The organism is Microbulbifer bruguierae (assembly GCF_029869925.1).
Lineage (GTDB): Bacteria > Pseudomonadota > Gammaproteobacteria > Pseudomonadales > Cellvibrionaceae > Microbulbifer > Microbulbifer bruguierae.
The window spans coordinates 3,955,661-3,972,643 of record NZ_CP118605.1 but is presented as its reverse complement, the minus strand read 5'-3'; the positions used below and the strand labels follow the sequence as shown (position 1 = coordinate 3,972,643).

Here is a 16,983-nt window from a genome sequence, read left to right as displayed (position 1 = left end):
TTCCTGTGGCCAGTTGCAACAAGGTTTAGCCTCCGGTTACCGGCGGAAAGAACGCAACTTCATCACCGTCTGCGACGTTGGCATCCAGGGTGGAAAGTTGTTGATTGAGCGCTACCTGCAACCGCTCGTCGGTGAGTGCGGACTTCCAGGCCTCGCCATTTTCACTGAGTTTTGCGCGCAGCTCGGCAATATTCGTCACGCCGCCTGCTTCGGCTTCGGTGCCGTCGCATCCCAACTGTTCCCGCAGGCTGGCAAAGAAGAGTACTTTAATCACGCTTCTTCTCCATCGCCGGCGCTCCAGTGCCCGCGTTTGCCACCGGTTTTTTCCTGCAGTTTTGTCGGGCCAATTACCATGGCAGGGTCCACGGCTTTGCACATGTCGTAGATGGTCAGTGCAGCGACACTGGCTGCGGTAAGCGCTTCCATTTCGACACCGGTGCGTCCGGCGAGGCGGCAGAAGCTGGATATGTGGATAGTTTTGGTCACTTCATCCAGTGCGAAGTCCACTTGTACTTTGGTGAGTGCCAGTGGGTGGCACAGGGGGATGAGGTCGGCGGTTTTCTTGGCGGCCTGGATTCCGGCGATGCGGGCGGTGGCGAGTACATCGCCTTTTTTGTTGTTGCCGGCCTGTAGCTGGGCGAAGGCTTCCGCAGACATGGCGACGGCGGACTGGGCGCGCGCGGAACGGTCGGTGATGTCTTTGTCGGTGACATCGACCATGCTGGCTTCGCCCTGCTGGTTGAGGTGTGTAAGGGTCATTGTGTTTTTACGTTCGGTTTTTGGGTCGCAGCGGTAATTGCGTTACTTGGTTAAATAGCCAACGAAGTTGCAGGGCATGTGGGAGGCTGTTAGCTGTTCTTGCAGCAGTTTGGTCCAGCCAGTTTTGCAGGCGCCGGTGGAACCGGGCAGGCAGGCGATAAGGGTGCGATTGGCGAGTCCGGCGAGGGCGCGGGACTGGATGGTAGAAGAACCGATTTCTTCGTAGCTGACGGCGCGGAAAATTTCGCCGAAGCCGTCGATATGTTTATCGAACAGGGGGGCGAGAGCTTCGGGGGTGGAGTCGCGCCCGGCAAAGCCGGTGCCGCCGGTGGTGAGGATGACCTGAATTTCCGGGTCGGCGATCCAGGCGGAGACTTTGGCGCGCAGTAAATATTTATCGTCGATGACAATGGCTTTGTCGGCGAGGTTGTGGCCGTCGGCTTGCAGTGCTTCTACCAGGTATTTTCCGGAAGTGTCGTTTTCTTCGGTTCTGGTGTCGGACACGGTTAGGACTGCGATATTGAGTTTCTGGTTTTTATCTACTGGGGCGTGGGACATTTTTGTACTCCGTAGCTTTTAACGTGCTTTGGTTGTAGTCCGTTGCGACCGGGCACCGGGTGTGGGTTTTCAGGACCGCTGTGAACCCATCCCTGGGCGCTTCGGCGCAAACATCCTGTTTGCGACGATCCCGAAAACCCACACCCGGTACCCGGCCTTCGATTTGTATTTCTTTACTTCGTAAGCGTGAAAAATTAGAGATTAACCGCCTATTATCGAAAGGTTTTGCGTACCGCCGGTATTGCCTTGCTGCAGGTAATGACTGACTTCTTTGTTGCCAATCAAGGCTTTCACTTTTTCTGCCAACACGTCGGCATCCCCCTTGCGAATGGTTTCCCTAAGGTCGAGTCCGGCATCGGTAAACAGGCATAGGTGCAGTTTGCCCTGGGCAGAAATACGCAGGCGGTTGCAGCTATCGCAAAAGTCTTTGCTGTAGGGCGTGATCAGACCGATGCGGCCGGCGTAGTCCGGGTGAACGTATTCTCTTGCCGGTCCCGCATCCAGGGCCCGCGGCAGCAATTGCCAGCCGTTTTCGATTAACTGCTTTTCAATTTCTTCGCCGCGCAGATGGTTGCTGGCGAAGTAGTCGCGGTTGTCGCCGGTTTGCATCAGTTCGATAAAGCGCAGGGTTACCGGGGTTGTTTTCAGCCAGCTTAAAAACTGTTGCAGGCGGGCGGTGGCACCGTCGCTCAGCAGCACGGCGTTGACTTTGGTCTGGATGCCGAGCTCGAGGGCGCGGTCGATACCGGTGAGGATTTTGGGCAGGCAGTCGTGGCCGGTAATGCGGGCAAATTCGTCGGCGTTGAGGCTGTCGATGCTGATGTTCAGCTGGTCGAGGCCGTTTTGTTGCCAGGTGTCGATGACGCTCGGCAGTTTATAGCCGTTGCTGGTGATCGCGACGCGACGGATGCCGGGGGTGGTTTTGGCGGCGTGGATGATTTCCGGCAGGTCTTTGCGCAGGGACGGTTCGCCACCGCTCAGGCGTACTTTGCGGGTGCCGAGGCGGGCGAACGCCCCTATGACGGTGCGGGTTTCCGCTACGGTGAGTTCTGGTTGCCGGTGGGTGGCCTGGTAACCGTCGGGCAGGCAGTAGTCGCAACGGAAGTTGCACACGTCTGTAACGGACAGGCGCAGGTAATAGAACCGCCGCCCGTGGCCGTCTTGCAATATCTCTTGTTGTTTCATCACCTTTCCAAATGCGGGAGGCCGGTCGGTTTCCCTTGCGACCCTGGCGGACAGAATTTCTGCCTGCGGCCATGGGCTCATATCCAGTGGACTTAGAACACATGGCTCGGTGTTACGGTTTTATCCGTTCAAATACTTCAGCTACGAAGTATAAAACTCTGATGCGAAGGCATAACTATTTAAGAATAGCCAGCAACCTTATGCCGGCAGCCGTGATGGCGGGCAATGCAGCCCTCGAATCAGGTGCCCGCCAGTGTATACGATCCGGCCAGCGGAATGTAATTACTCCAGTACGTCGAGGATTTTCAGGGTGTTGGTGCCGCCGTGGGATTGCATCAGGTCGCCGCGGATCAGTATCACCTGATCGCCGGTTTCAACGATACCCCTGTCCTTCAGTTCCTCAAGAGCGCGTTGATTCAGTTCTCTGTCGCCTTCTTCCGCGCCCGGTACAAAGAGTATCGAGATCACCCCCCGATACAGGGCCATACGCCGCTGGGCTATGGGGTCGTGGGCGAGGCCGACGATGGGCAGGCCGGAGCGGATGCGGGAGGCGATGAGGGGGGTGTAGCCGGTCTGGGTCATGCAGGCAATGGCGGTCACACCGGCCAGGTGATTGGCGGCGTACATGGCGGACAGGGAGATGGTCTCGTCGATGCGGGTGAAGCCCTGATGCATGCGGTGGCCGGATTCCTGCGCGGAGCGCTCACGTTCAGCGCCCAGGCAAAGGCGATGCATGGCTTCCACGGCTTCTACCGGGAAATTGCCGGCGGCAGTCTCGGCGGACAGCATCACCGCATCGGTGCCGTCCAGCACCGCGTTGGCCACATCGAATACCTCCGCTCGGGTGGGCAGCGGTGCGGTGATCATGGTTTCCAGCATCTGGGTGGCGGTAATGACCGCGCGATTCAGCTGGCGTGCGCGCTTGATCATGCGCTTCTGTACACCGATCAGCGCGGCGTCGCCAATTTCCACCCCCAGGTCACCCCGCGCCACCATCACCGCCTCCGAGGCCTGGATAATCTCATCCAGGGTTTCCTCGTCGGCCACAGCCTCGGCGCGCTCCACCTTGGCCACCAGACCGATATGCGCACCGGTCTCTCCCAGTAGTGCCCGCGCTTCGCGCATATCGTCGGCGCCGCGGGGAAAGGAGACCGCCAGGTAGTCCACACCAATATCGATGGCGGTTTTGAGGTCGGCTTTGTCCTTGTCAGTGAGCGCTGCCGCTGACAGACCGCCCCCCTGCTTGTTGATGCCTTTGTTGTTGGAAAGACGGCCGCCAACCGTCACCCTGGTGTGCACCGCGGTATCGTCGACGGAATCCACCTGCAGTACCACGCGGCCGTCATCCAGCAACAGCACGTCGCCGGCGGCAACATCGTCAACCAGCGCCTTGTAATCGCACCCTACCCGCCGCTCGTCACCGGCGTCGGTATCCAGTGCCATATCCAGTACAAATTCCTGCCCCTCCTGCAGGGTCACGGCACTGTCGCGGAAGCGCGCGATACGGATTTTCGGTCCCTGCAGGTCCCCCAGGGCGGCGACAGTCCTGCCCAGGCGCTCGGCGACCTCACGCACCTGCTGCAGTCGACGGCGGTGATCGTCGGCGGTGCCGTGGGAAAAATTCAGCCGCACCACGTCCACCCCGGCCTTCAGCAATTTTTCCAGTACGCCGTTTTGGTCACTGGCGGGCCCCAGGGTGGCGACGATTTTCGTGCGGCGGATGGGTTTGGCGGTGCGCTGGCTGGCGGGGATCTGGGTCATGGGGAACTCATCATTTGTCGGTACTTGGCAGCCCGCTGGCGGCGATGCTATCGGGTAGACCTTTGTGAGACACGCCGTGCACCCATCCCTGGGGGCTCTGCGAAAACATCCCTGTTTTCGAAGGTCTCACAAAGGTCTACCCGACAGTACCGCCTTCTCGGCAAGTGCAAACTGACTTTCTGGGTCCGCTACACATTCATTGCCCGCCGACGAACCTATACGGTAGAGGGCAACACCAGTATGGCGCGGAAGTCATTGACGTTGGTCCGCGTAGGACCGGTCACAATCAGATTTTCCAGTTCTGCAAAGAAACTATAGGCATCGTTGTTGGCGAGGTATTTCTGCGGGTCCAGTCCCTGCTCCCGCATTCGGGCCCAGTCTTCCGGCGCAAAAAAGGCGCCGGCATTATCTTCCGAGCCATCGATGCCGTCGGTATCAATGGCCAGCCCGCAGATTCCCGGAGCTCCGGCCAGTGCGGAGAAGAGACCCAGCAGATATTCCACATTGCGCCCGCCGCGGCCGTTACCAGTGACGGTGACGCTGGTTTCGCCGCCGGAGAGGATCAGCAGCGGTGCCTGAATTTCGCTCTGGGATTTAATCGCCAGCTGCGCGTGCTCCGCGCCCAGTTCCCGCGCCTCGCCTTCCAGATCATCGCCCAGCAGCATTACCTCAACACCGGCGGCTGTGGCCGCGGCGCTGGCAGCCTCCAGGGCATCGCTGGCTTTGGCCAATAGCAGTGCACTATCCAGAGAAAAATCTCGATCGTCCGCATGGGGGGCACTTTTTTCGCTCTGCAGGTGAGCGCGCACCGCGTCATCGATCGCGATGTCATAGCGCTCAAGGATTTCCAGTGCATCTGCGGGGGTCGAGTTATCCGGCAGTGTGGGGCCGGAGGCGATCAGGGTCGGGTCGTCGCCGGGCACGTCGGAAATCAGGTAGGTAATCACTTTCGCCGGGTGTGCGGCGGCGGCCAGGCGACCGCCCTTGATGGCGGAGAGGTGCCGGCGCACGGTGTTGATTTCGCGGATGGGTGCGCCCGAGCGCAGCAGGGCCTTGTTGATAACCTGTTTCTGTTCCAGGCTAAGGCCCGGTGCCGGCAGGGTCATCAGGGCGGAACCGCCGCCGGAAATCAGGGCGATAACCAGGTCGTTTTCGCCCAGGTCCTGCACTGCCGCAAGCATGCGCCCGGCCGCGACTTCGCCCATGTTGTCGGGCATGGGGTGGGAAGCTTCGAGCACTTCGATGTATTTGCACTCGGCACCGTGGCCGTAGCGGGTGACAACGACACCTTTGATGGGATGACCCTGATAGGTGCTGGTCCAGGTTTGTTCGAGCGCTGCCGCCATGGCGGCAGCCGCCTTGCCGGCGCCGATGACGAGCGTGCGGCCGGAAGGAGGTTCCGGCAGGACCGCCGGTAACAGCTGGTCCGGATGCACCGAGGCCACCGCCAGCGCGGCCAGTCCCTGCAGCCACCCGACAAAATCCCCGGTATTCTGGCAAGTGGTTACGGGTGGCAGCTTCTGCATGCTGAGCGCTCCTGTCGTCATTATTTCTGTGTTTATTTCTGGGTTTATTGCTATGTGTATACGCGGTTTCCGGCCAGGGAAACCGCAACCGCCAATGGGACCCTTGCCTCAATTAAGGGCGCCGGTCCCGGCGCCGCTATCTTCGCACTACAGATGCGCGCTACAGAAAGGCAAACTTCAAAATAAAGATCACGCTCAGCACATAGAGGCTGGTGGAGACCTCTTCATATTTTCCGGTAAATACCTTCAATACCGTGTAAGTGACAAACCCCAGCGCTATGCCGTTGGCGATGGAAAAGGTCAGGGGCATCATGACCACGGTGACAATGGCGGCAATGGTGTCGATCTGGTCCTTCCAGTCGATATGCGCCAGTGTTCCCATCATCAGCATGGCCACGTAAATCAGCGCGCCGGCACTGGCGTAGCCAGGAATCATCGCCGCCAGCGGGGTAAAGAAAATCGCCAGTACAAACAGTCCGCCAACCACCACCGCGGTAAGCCCGGTGCGGCCGCCTACGGCGACACCGGCGGCACTCTCCAGATAACTGGTCACCGGCGGGCACCCGAACAGGGAACCGATTACACTGGAACTGCTATCCGCCTTGAGTGCTTTGGGCAGATTTTCAATATTGCCTTCTTTGTCGATCAAATTGGCCCGGTGTGCCACCCCCATCAGGGTCCCGGCGGTGTCAAACAGGTTCACAAACAGGAACGCAAGAATGACGCTGACCATGCCCACATCCAGTGCCCCGGCGATGTCCATCGCCAGCCAGGTGGGCGCGAGGCTGGGCGGCGCAGAAACGATCCCCTGGTACTCCACCAGTCCCATCCCCCAGCCGATGGCAGTTACCAGCGCCATACTCAGGAGAATTGCCCCGAACACGTTTTTCAGGCTCAGAACTGCTATCAGCAGAAAACACACCGCCGCCAGCAGCGGCTCAGGTTCTCGAAACGACCCCAGGCTGACCAGGGTCGCCTCATTTGGAACGACAATACCGGCGGTTTTGAGGCCGATCAGCCCCAGAAACAACCCCACCCCGGCGCCCATGGCGAAGCGCAGACTGAGCGGAATGGCTCCCAACAGCCAGGCGCGAATACGCGAAAAACTCAGGATGGTAAACAGGATTCCGGACAAAAATACCGCGCCCAGCGCCACCTGCCAGTCGTACCCCATCTCCCCCACCACGGTGTAGGCGAAGAAGGCGTTCAGCCCCATTCCAGGTGCCAGCCCCACGGGCCAGTTGGCATAAAGCCCCATCAGGAAACACGCAATTGCCGCGCCAACACAGGTCGCCACAAACGAAGCACCGTGATCCATACCGGTACTGGCCATCATGTTTGGCGTCACAAATATCACGTAGGCCATGGTGACAAATGTCGTAATGCCGGCCACCAGCTCCTGCTTGACCGAGGTATTGTGCTTGTCCAGCCTGAAAAACCGCTGTAAAAAACCGGTTTTATTCTGCTTCACCTGTCACTCCGTACGTAAAAAAAGCACTGCTTGCGCTTCCGTTAACCATAGACCGGGATCACCCTCGCCGGAACTGCAGGGGTTTCCCCGGGTTATCAGTGTATATCTTTGCCGGAACACGACACCTGCTGCGATTCGCGTTGGGCGCCGATGGCGTGGATTTGAAAACAGGGAGAAGAGAAGATGACCGGCCTGTGGCCGGTCATCTATCACGAGAGCATCGTTTACTCGACAAGATCAATCGCGGTCAGCGCTGTTCCCGCAATATACAGAACCCCTTCATCACTCAAACTGAGTTTGCCGGAAGCCGCGTGGCTCCATACCGCGCTTCTGCTGCCCTTATCAATGGCAAAGGTGGTAGTGGCACCGCCCACAAAGATATGGGTTCTGGTGACCACAATATTGGAAGTCAGCGGTTCACTGGCTTCATAACTCCACAGTATCTCCCCGCTGGACTCGTCCAGTACTTTGAGAATTCCCGACTCCAGCACAAAGATTTGCCCGAGGTGCGAGGAAGGCTGGCCGCGGTAACCGCCCCACTTCGCCCACAATACCGACTTGTTCGCCAGATCGAATACCATCAGGCCGCCGCTTTGCGTTGCGGTTGCCACCGCATTGCCCAGACCCGTCAGCACAGTGGCGAGATTAACGTCGTAACTGAAGTAATCGATGGCAGGAACGTCTATCCGGTACGCCAGTTCACCGCTCGGGCGGTGGTATGCCGCCAAATCATTGATAAACACGTATACATACTCTTCGTCCACCGCCGGTGTAAACCCGTCGTTTTGCGTGGTATTGGTGAACCAGTTGAGTTCACCGCTCTCGCCGTTGTGGGAGTACATGCCGCCGTAATAGCCGCCCGCCATATACAACTGGCCATCGAATACTGTCGGCGCCAGATAGTTGGACCACTGGTTTGAATAACTGCTGGCAAATACCAGCGCCCCGGTCGCGGCATCTAGGCCGCGAATAAATGAGTCTTCGTGCCCACCACTCTGGAAATACACCTTGCCACTAGCAAAGGAAGGCGGGTTCAGGCTGTGGATTTCGTCGTAGGCCTTTTCCCAGAGAATATCGCCGCTGGCGGCGTCCAGGCCGTAAATGCGCTGGTTGCCAAAGTAACTGTCACTGGAGACAAAAACCCGCCCGTCGCCGGCCGCCGCCGGGTGCAATCGCTGGACATCGGCAAACGTCTTGCTCCAGCGCAACGCAAAGTTCGCCGCGTCGAGATCCCACGGGGTGTAGCCGGTGTGATCCGGTCCGCCCTGGGCATTGCCCCACTCCACAGGCTGCGGGAAGTCGCTGCCATCGGCAGGCGAAGTGTGGGCGACGAACTCCTCCAGAGTACTGAAGCCATCTGCATCCGGGTCACCGGCGGCATCTGCGGGATCGTTCGGATCCAGGCCTGCGGCAATTTCCCAGTCATCACGCAATACGTCGCCGTCGCTGTCCTTGCGCAGTGGTGAGGTCTTGTGTACCGCATATTCCTGGTAATCACTCAGGGTATCGCCATCGGTATCCAGCAGTCGCGGTGAACTACCGAGGATAGATTCCTCCAGGTTTGTCAGGCCATCGCCGTCCGCATCGCTTCCGGCATCGTCGTTCAGAGCGTCCAGTCCGTAAGCAGTCTCGAAACTGTCCGCCATCCCGTCGCCGTCGGTGTCACTACTCAGGGGATTGGTGAAGTAAACGTTCGCTTCCTCCCTATCTCCCAGGCCATCACCATCGGAATCGACATTTCCGGGATCGGTGCCAAGCGCAAGCTCTTCCCCGTCCTTCAGACCGTCGCCGTCGGAATCCGGGTTCAGCGGATCGGTGCCGTGCACCAGTACCTCATCCCCATCGGTAACAGCGTCGCCGTCGGTGTCGGCATTGTTCGCGCGGGTACTCAGCACAAATTCTTCCGCAGCGGTCAGGTTGTCGCCGTCGGTGTCGCTGTCAGCATCATCCGCAGAATGGGCGTCCAGCCCGTTAGCCACTTCCCACCAGTCCGGCAGGCCGTCGTTGTCACTGTCCCGGTAAGGGGTGAAATCCACAAACTCCGCATAGGCCCCGAGGGAAACAAAGTCCGTCAAGGCTTCACTGGTCATGACCAGATCATTGATGCGCGAAGACAGCAGTATCTCGCCATTTTTACGCAGGGAAATATCGTAGAAGCTGCCGCCGATATCCAGACTCGCCAGCTGATTGCCAAAGGGATCGTATTTTCTGACCACCCCATCCCAGTCTGCCGCATAGGTCTCGCCAGCGGCGTTGACCGCGACAGCGCGCGCACCGGAAATGGTGATGGTCGACAGCACGGTTAGACTGTCCGGATCGAACTTGTCAACGGTCGAACCGGAGAGAGCGTACAGGTAACCGTCTTCACCGACGGTGAGATCGATATATTCATCGCCGTCGACAAACTCGAAGGTACCTATTGCCAGGTCGAACACCACCAGCCCCTGAGCGGGACTGCCGGCAGTACCCATATTGGTGACGAAGACCCGCTCGCCAATGGCGTCGATACCACCGAAGGTGCCATTGTTGACGATGGACCAGCCCGGCGCGGCAAAGTGCTGCCACAGGTGCTGCCGGGGCGAGTAGATACTCAGTACTGGCTCAAAGGTGCCGTTGAATACCGCCACGCGTCCGTCATCCAGAATCGCCAGGTCCCTTGCGGACTCGACGTACTCCGCATTCGCCGGTATGGCCGCCTCCTGCAGCAGATTCATTTCATGATCGTAGAACTGCACCTTGTTATCGAACTCCGCAACAAAGCTGGCCCCCATGTCGAACGCGTCCTGCAGCGGACGTGCAGAAAAATTATCGAGATAAAGGGCGCAGCTTGTGTCGCTGCTGTCGATGACAATCATCAGTTCCCTGTCACCGGCAGCCATCAGGAGTCTGTGCGTCCCCCACTTCGACTGCGGTGGATAACCGGAGAATACTTGCTCGCCATCCAAATACACTGTCACGTCTTTGCTGTAATTCTGGTAGCAGTCAGAAACCAGATCGAAAGACAGCTCTACCGGGGCAAAGGTTCGCTGCCAGGTAATCACGGAATCGCCACTCAGGGACAGGCTGTAACTGCCGTCACTGGCGTAGGCGGACGAAATGGCAATTTGTTCCGCATTTGCATAAACCTTCAGCTCCGGCGGAACTTCACCGTTTTCGAAGGAGATATAAGCCCGGCTCTCTCCCGCCGGCACAGATGCAGCATCCGCGGCATCGGAACCATTGACGAATTCCACATAATTCGAAAATCCGTCTCCATCCAGGTCACCTGCCATATCCTCCATGTTCAACGGATCGCTTCCGGTTTCCAGTTCCCAAAAATCCGGCAGGAAATCCCCATCGCTGTCCACAGACACCGGGTTGGTTTCAAACAGGGAAACTTCGTCATTATCCGTGAGGCCATCGCCATCGCTATCGGCGAGAAGGGGCGATGTGGATGCAGAGAATTCATTCAGGTTACTGAGGCCATCCGCATCCGTATCCTCTACGGCATCCGCTGGATTTTCATCGTCCAGGGCATATTGAAGTTCCCACCACAGCGGAAGGCCATCGCTGTCGGCATCCGCAAGCAGTGGCAGTGTCTGGTAGCTCATCCCCGCCCCGGCAGCAGCCGTCAGGTAAACCAGCCCCTGCTCGTACTGCAATACGTGGCGGGCATCCAGCTGTCCAAGGTCCATGGTAAACAGTGGTGTCTTCAGTTCCGGGTCATAGGCCACCGCCCACAGGTTTGACTGACGCTGAAAAACCACCACCGCCATGGATTCCCACCAGTAAGCCGCCAGCGGATACAGTTGCTGGCTTACCGCGGGCCAGCCTTCCGGCAGCGGCAGTCTGTTCTCAAATGGCGACTGCTGCAGACTGCGAACAATGGTGTCCCCACCGACCAGCACGCGATCTCCTTTGCCGGATACGGAAATAAACATGGGCAATCCGGAAGCATCGTAGTCATAGCTTCTGGAATCATCGAGATAGCCGTTTTCGGGTGTGATGACACCGCTGCGCAAGTTGCCGCCGTAGTACTCCTGGTTCCAGAAAATGCGGTCGCTCTCGGCGTGGTAGATCAACTGCGTATTTTCGCCATACACAGAAAAATAGTAGGTCGACTCAAACCCGGTATTGAGGAAAGTGAACTTGCGATAATTATTGTCGGTGGTCTCACCGACAACCAGCTCATCATCGGTGGAGACCAGCGCAATGTTTTCACCGGCAATCCTGTACACCAGCTCAGATTGCAGCGGCACAAAGCCACTGAACCGGTACACCCGGCCCTCATCGGTACCAATCATCAACTCGCCCGAGGTGGAAATGGCCATCGACACCGGACGTTCAGTGGCAAGGTCATTGGCAAGCAGCACCGGATTAAGTGGTTTTTCCGCGGCAATATCCCAGCGAAAGACGGTCTTCTCTGACATCGACAGGGAATACACAACGCCATTGTGGACAAGCGACATATCGGCGCCGCTCACCACAAGACTGTTTGCCACATCGCACATCCCGTCGACACCGTCTTGTGTTTCCTGACAGGCAGAGTCCTGCGGGTAAGCATCCAGTGCGAGGTTGGATGTAGAGTCTTCAGCGGTGGCGCCGGAATTCCATGCATCCGGCCAACCATCGCCATCACTATCTACGGACGCGGCGGGATCGGTCGGGAAGTGATCGGCGGTATTTTCAATACCGTCGTCATCCAGGTCGCGATCCGGTGCAAATCGATGGAATCGGTATTTGCCCCCGGCCGTTCTGGTGATCAGATAAAATTCCTGGCTGCCTTTTACCAACGCTTGGGGAGCTCCCGGGAATCCTAAGGCCTGAAACGGCTCCATGGCAGAAGTGTAGGCCGTCACCTCAGCCTCACCATCGGCGTTACTCGCCACCGTGACCAGGTCGCTGCCGTCGTAGATCCCGAGGCTGAACTCTCCAATAAAGGATGACACCTGGGTAAGTGTATTGAGTAAATACTGGGTGCCGGACCCGCTCACCAGTCGGTTGGCATTGTCGAGGAGCACCAACGCACCATCGGGATAAAAATCATAGTTGTAGGGGTACATACCCCGCGCGCCGATTTCACCGCTGCTCTGGTCGACATCCAGATAGCCCAGACGATATGGCGCCGAGTACCCGTAAAGGAAGTAGAGACGTTCCCGGCCCGCCGACCAGGCGAAAGTATCGGAGCTGTCCCCGTAATCTTTCCGGTCCAGAATCTGCCCGGTTTTGGATAACGTCAGGTTTGTGGTGCCCATGTCATCGTCACCCAGCACGAACAGGTAATTGCCTGCGCTGGTCAGGTGCTCAAGGGGAAACCCGATATCGGTCAGGACGATGAGTTGCTGTGGATCCTCACTGTCGAGATAGCGGATTTCGCCAGAGGCATAGGCCACATAAATACGCTGGTGGCCCTCGTGATACACCACCGCCTGCGGCATATTGCCGGCGACCGCCAGATCGATTTTCCGATCGATCTGCTGCGACGCGAAATCCCAGCGAAACATCGCCGATACCTGGTCGCCGCTGGCAACCAGATACATGCTGGTACCCTCACCCGCAATGGCCTCGACCAGATCCAGCCGGTCGAGTTTGGTCAGGTAACACTCGCCACCGTCTCCGTGTTCGACAAGGGAGCACTTGGAATCATAGGGGAAGGCGTCGCTGTTATTGCCCACCCCATCATCGTCGCTGTCCAGGGTCTCGGTGGGATCCCGCGGAAAAGCATCCGCGATATTCAGCACCATATCGCCATCAATATCCTTGTCCACCGTATCGGGTCGACCATCTCCGTCGAGGTCGGGGCCGATGGCACTGATGGTGACATAGCCGGGAAGCTCTTCCAGTGCGGTCATATCCGCTGCGATGGCAGTCTCCGCAGATTCCGCCAGTAGCAGCTGCACTGTCTCGCCAACCCGGAAATCGCCCTCGCCCGGCTCCCGTTTGTTGCTGCTCTGGGGAATCGGCAGGTCAGCAATCACCTGTTGCGCGGCCAACTCGAAAACCGTCTGGCTTCCGCTCTGCAGGTCCGTATTGGTCAGGCTCGTCAGGCCATCAAATTCGCCATCCAGCAGGTCCGCGGCGAGCAGTTCGATCACCCGCGCAACCGGCAAACCGGATTCTTCCGCAAGCTCCCAGATCAGCGCCGCCTGCGCCTCCAGCACCGTGCGGTGATTAAGTGTCGCCATGGACGCCGGCGCTGTGTCGGTGACCATCGGTGAATCGTGGAACAGGCTGATGTTCTCGAGCAGTTCGAATCCGAGAGACGTGACAACGACCCCCTCATAGGCTGCCAGGCGCGACGCCAGCTGGGCGGCGTCATTGGCACCTCCCTGCAAGCGCAGCATTTCTACGATCAGCGTGGTACTCACCGTGGCATATACCGGCTGCTCATTGCCCAGCGCGTCCCTGGATACCAGGGTCTTCAGGCTACTGATGATGGGCGGCGCCCCGGTTGAAATATCTGTGGTCTCCGCGCCCGCGATCACCTCCACCAGAAAATATTCGGAACCGTCGTCTTCAAACTCGGTATCGGAGAAGTCGCCAATGGCACCGGTAGTGGTGTTTACCAGCAAAGCGCCTTTCAACTCGGAATTGCTGAACTGAACGGAATAGACCCCGACTTGTGCGCTACTCAGGGGGCCCTTCACCGCATACCCGGTCAGGCTGAGTATCTGGGGCTCGGGGGGCGGGGGCGGGGGCGGATTGGGATTGGAGTCTGAGCTACCGCCACCACCGCCGCCACAGGCGGAAAGGACAGTACAGAGAGCGGTAAAGGACAACAGCAACAGGCTGCGCTTCAGAAAAAATCTACTAATCAACGCCATTATTTAATCCAGCTTATTTTTATTGAGTGCCCGCCCCCGGCTGCACCGCCCCGAAAGAAACCCCAAAACACACCGGGGTAAACTACGCCAAAGCAACGGCATCGCGCAATGACAGGCAATACCCGCCGACACCAGAAATTTCACAAGTGGCACTGAAAGTGCTTTACGTGTCCGGAGAATAAATGATACCAATCACCCCTATAAGGATGAATAATTTAGTATTGATGACTGAGAACAATAAGATCACTGAAAATTAATCGGGTACTTTCCGATGGAATTGCCATTTAGCGGGCTCGACTGGAGCATCCTTGTAATTTACCTGTCTATACTGGCAGGTTCTGGCTGGTGGTTCAGTCGGAATCGATCCAACAACAGCCGCGATTACTTTCTCGCGCGCAATACCATGCCCATGTGGATGGTGGCAGTTTCCACGCTTGCCACCACCCAGTCTGCAGCCACCTTTCTCGGTGGCCCCGACCTGGGTTACCGCGGCGACCTCACCTACCTGTTCACCAATCTCGGCGCTGCGATCGCCGCACTGATCGTGGCCCGTCTATTAGTGCCACGCTTTTACGCGAACCGGGTCACCACGGTGTATGAGTTGCTGCAATTCCGTTTCGGGGACGCAGCGAAAAGCCGCGCGGGCCTTGTGTATCTGGTCGGGCGGGTCTTTGCCAGCGGCGCACGCCTGTATATGGCGGCCATCGCGGTGTCGATGATCCTGTTTAACGACATCGCCGCCGCTCATGTGGTGACGGCGGTGCTACTACTCGCCGCCGCCGGCCTGGTGCAGACTCTGGTGGGCGGAGTGCGCTCGGTCATCCACAGCGACGTATTGCAGTGCGCGGTGTACGTAAGCGCGGCGCTCGCGGTGATGGCAATACTGCTGTGGCAGATACCCGCGGATCTGGGACAAATCCACGCCGCGCTCAGCAACCCCGCAGACGGCAGCAGTTCCAAACTGGCTATTGTGGATACCCGCTGGGACCTGAGTGACCCGTTCAACCTGTGGTCGACCTTTACCGGCTTCGTACTGTTGAATATCGCTGCCTTCGGTCTCGACCAGGATGTAACCCAGCGCCTGCTCACCTGCAAAACCCCCCGCGATGGCGCCCGCGCAGTACTCTACTCGGTCATCATGGTGGCGCCGGTGATGGCGCTGTTCATGGGTATCGGCCTGCTGTTGTACGTCTTTTACCAGAGTCCCCAGCTGATGGCTGGCGCGACCGTGTCAGTACCCGCAGGCGGTGACGTAACCGTGTTTATGCACTATGTGCTGCACGAAATGCCCGCGGGCCTGCGCGGACTGGTGACCATCGGCGTAATCGCAGCCGCCCTGTCCACGCTCAATTCCAGTCTCAACTCCATGGCCAGCGTGCTCACCGAAGACCTGTACAGAAACTGGCTGACGCGTCGCGGTATCCACAAACCGCCGCTGCATTTTGTTAGCGCCGGGCGCTACAGCATGGCCCTCGTGGCCGGCACCCTATCCGCCATGGCGACCCTGTGCTTCTTCTGGCAACAGTTCAGTGACCTGCCACTGATTAACTTTGCCCTCTCGGTGATGGTGTTCGCCTATTCCGGTCTACTCGGTGTGTTCTTTACCGCACTGTTTACCGGGCGCGGCAACGCCCGCAGCGTCGGCTGGGCCCTGGCCGCTGGCTTCCTCGCAACCCTGGCCCAGCAACCCTGGATGATTACCCTGATCAGCGGCAATAAAGACCCGGTTGCCATCGCCTTCACCTGGCAGCTCTGCCTCGGCACCCTGGTTTCATTTGCGGTGTGCAATCTGGGCAAGCCGGTCACAGCAGAAGCAGACAAGGAAAATTCCACGCCTAGAAAAGATGAATCTGAAACTCTCACGAAGACATTGGAGTCGTACAAGCCGTGAACCAACAACTTATTCAGGAACTGGCGCTGCTCACCAGCGAAGCGCGCAACCCGGAAAGCTGGGACATCGACCTGTTGCCTACCGAGGATATACTGCGAAAAATTAATGGCGCCGACCGCGAAGTACCCGTGGCGGTAGAGCGGGAAATACCTCACATCAGTCAGGCGGTGGATGCCATCGTCGCGGCGTTCGGGCAGGGTGGCCGCCTGATCTATATGGGCGCGGGTACCAGTGGGCGTCTGGGAATTCTGGATGCTGTGGAGTGCCCTCCCACCTATGGGATCACCGAGGATATGGTCGTGGCACTCATTGCTGGCGGCGGCGACGCGATTTACCGGGCACAGGAAGGGGCGGAAGACAGCCTCGAACTCGGTGCCACCGACCTGAAAAAGATTTCCCTGAGTGCAGCAGACGTGGTGGTCGGCATTGCCGCCAGCGGCCGCACCCCCTATGTCATCGGCGGCCTGCGCTACGCCCGCACACTGGGCTGCACCACGGTGGCTCTTGCCTGCAACAAATCTGCAGTCATCGCCGAAGAAGCGGACATTGCCATACTGCCGGAGGTGGGCCCGGAAATTCTCACTGGCTCCACCCGAATGAAAGCCGGCACCGCGCAAAAACTGGTGTTGAACATGTTGACCACCGCCAGCATGATCCGCCTCGGCAAGAGTTTCTACAACCTGATGGTGGATGTAAAAGCCACCAACGAAAAGCTGGTCAGCCGCACCCGGCGTATCGTAATGGAGGCCACCGGCGTACAACTGGAAGAGGCCGACCGGGTTTTGCAAAAATGTGGGCACAATGCCAAACTCGCGATCATGATGATCCTCAGTGGTCTCGGACGGGAGGCAGCGGAAACGGCACTACACAGTGCCAATGGGTTTTTGCGGCGCGCTTTGCAAGGCTGTCACAAATCCCCCGCAACCGTGTGCGGCACAGAGAAAAAAGCCGCGGTGGAAAAATCCCTGAGCTGAGCGCTACAGAAATAACCATCGACATAACCGCTGGCACAACAATAATTGGCCAACA

General features: G+C 58.4%; 10 protein-coding genes and 1 riboswitch. Of the genes, 2 read left to right on the top strand and 8 right to left on the bottom strand.

The annotated features are described in order from the left end of the window. Window positions 1-25: 25 nt before the first annotated feature. The 8 genes from moaD to PVT68_RS16310 form a co-directional block, all read right to left on the bottom strand. Window positions 26-274, bottom strand: a complete 249-nt coding sequence (gene moaD, locus PVT68_RS16345) for a molybdopterin converting factor subunit 1 (protein WP_280319939.1) — start codon at window positions 272-274, stop codon at window positions 26-28. Beyond that, the gene (gene moaC, locus PVT68_RS16340) at window positions 271-759 is read right to left on the bottom strand and encodes a cyclic pyranopterin monophosphate synthase MoaC (RefSeq protein ID WP_280319937.1); all 489 of its coding nucleotides are present in this window, start codon (window positions 757-759) and stop codon (window positions 271-273) included. The genes moaD and moaC overlap by 4 nt, the downstream gene beginning before the upstream one ends. A 42-nt stretch (window positions 760-801) precedes the next feature. Next, on the bottom strand, window positions 802-1,317 hold the full coding sequence (gene moaB, locus PVT68_RS16335) for a molybdenum cofactor biosynthesis protein B (protein ID WP_280319935.1): 516 nt from the start codon (window positions 1,315-1,317) through the stop codon (window positions 802-804). Between the two features lie 201 nt (window positions 1,318-1,518). After that, complete coding sequence (gene moaA, locus PVT68_RS16330; protein WP_280319933.1) at window positions 1,519-2,502, bottom strand: GTP 3',8-cyclase MoaA; 984 nt, start codon at window positions 2,500-2,502, stop codon at window positions 1,519-1,521. After that, window positions 2,487-2,626: riboswitch (molybdenum cofactor riboswitch) on the bottom strand. (Overlaps the previous gene by 16 nt.) A gap of 158 nt (window positions 2,627-2,784) precedes the next feature. Then, a complete protein-coding gene (gene pyk / locus PVT68_RS16325; RefSeq protein WP_280319931.1) occupies window positions 2,785-4,263 on the bottom strand; it encodes a pyruvate kinase in 1,479 nt (492 codons plus the stop codon). Window positions 4,264-4,478: 215 nt separating this feature from the next. Then, window positions 4,479-5,789, bottom strand: coding sequence for a glycerate kinase type-2 family protein (locus tag PVT68_RS16320; RefSeq protein WP_280319930.1), 1,311 nt, complete (start codon window positions 5,787-5,789; stop codon window positions 4,479-4,481). A gap of 160 nt (window positions 5,790-5,949) precedes the next feature. Beyond that, window positions 5,950-7,260: an NCS2 family permease gene (locus PVT68_RS16315; protein WP_280319928.1), complete on the bottom strand. Its 1,311-nt coding sequence runs from the start codon at window positions 7,258-7,260 to the stop codon at window positions 5,950-5,952. 224 nt (window positions 7,261-7,484) lie between these two features. Continuing rightward, on the bottom strand, window positions 7,485-14,063 hold the full coding sequence (locus tag PVT68_RS16310; RefSeq protein ID WP_280319926.1) for an outer membrane protein assembly factor BamB family protein: 6,579 nt from the start codon (window positions 14,061-14,063) through the stop codon (window positions 7,485-7,487). A gap of 271 nt (window positions 14,064-14,334) precedes the next feature. Between PVT68_RS16310 and PVT68_RS16305 the strand changes: the two genes are divergently transcribed. Both PVT68_RS16305 and murQ read left to right on the top strand, forming a co-directional pair. Then, window positions 14,335-15,954, top strand: a complete 1,620-nt coding sequence (locus PVT68_RS16305; protein ID WP_280319924.1) for a sodium:solute symporter — start codon at window positions 14,335-14,337, stop codon at window positions 15,952-15,954. After that, window positions 15,951-16,928 carry an N-acetylmuramic acid 6-phosphate etherase gene (gene murQ, locus PVT68_RS16300; RefSeq protein ID WP_280319922.1) on the top strand — a complete coding sequence of 326 codons (978 nt, stop codon included), beginning with the start codon at window positions 15,951-15,953 and terminating at the stop codon, window positions 16,926-16,928. Before PVT68_RS16305 ends, murQ begins: the two co-directional genes overlap by 4 nt. Window positions 16,929-16,983: the final 55 nt, after the last annotated feature.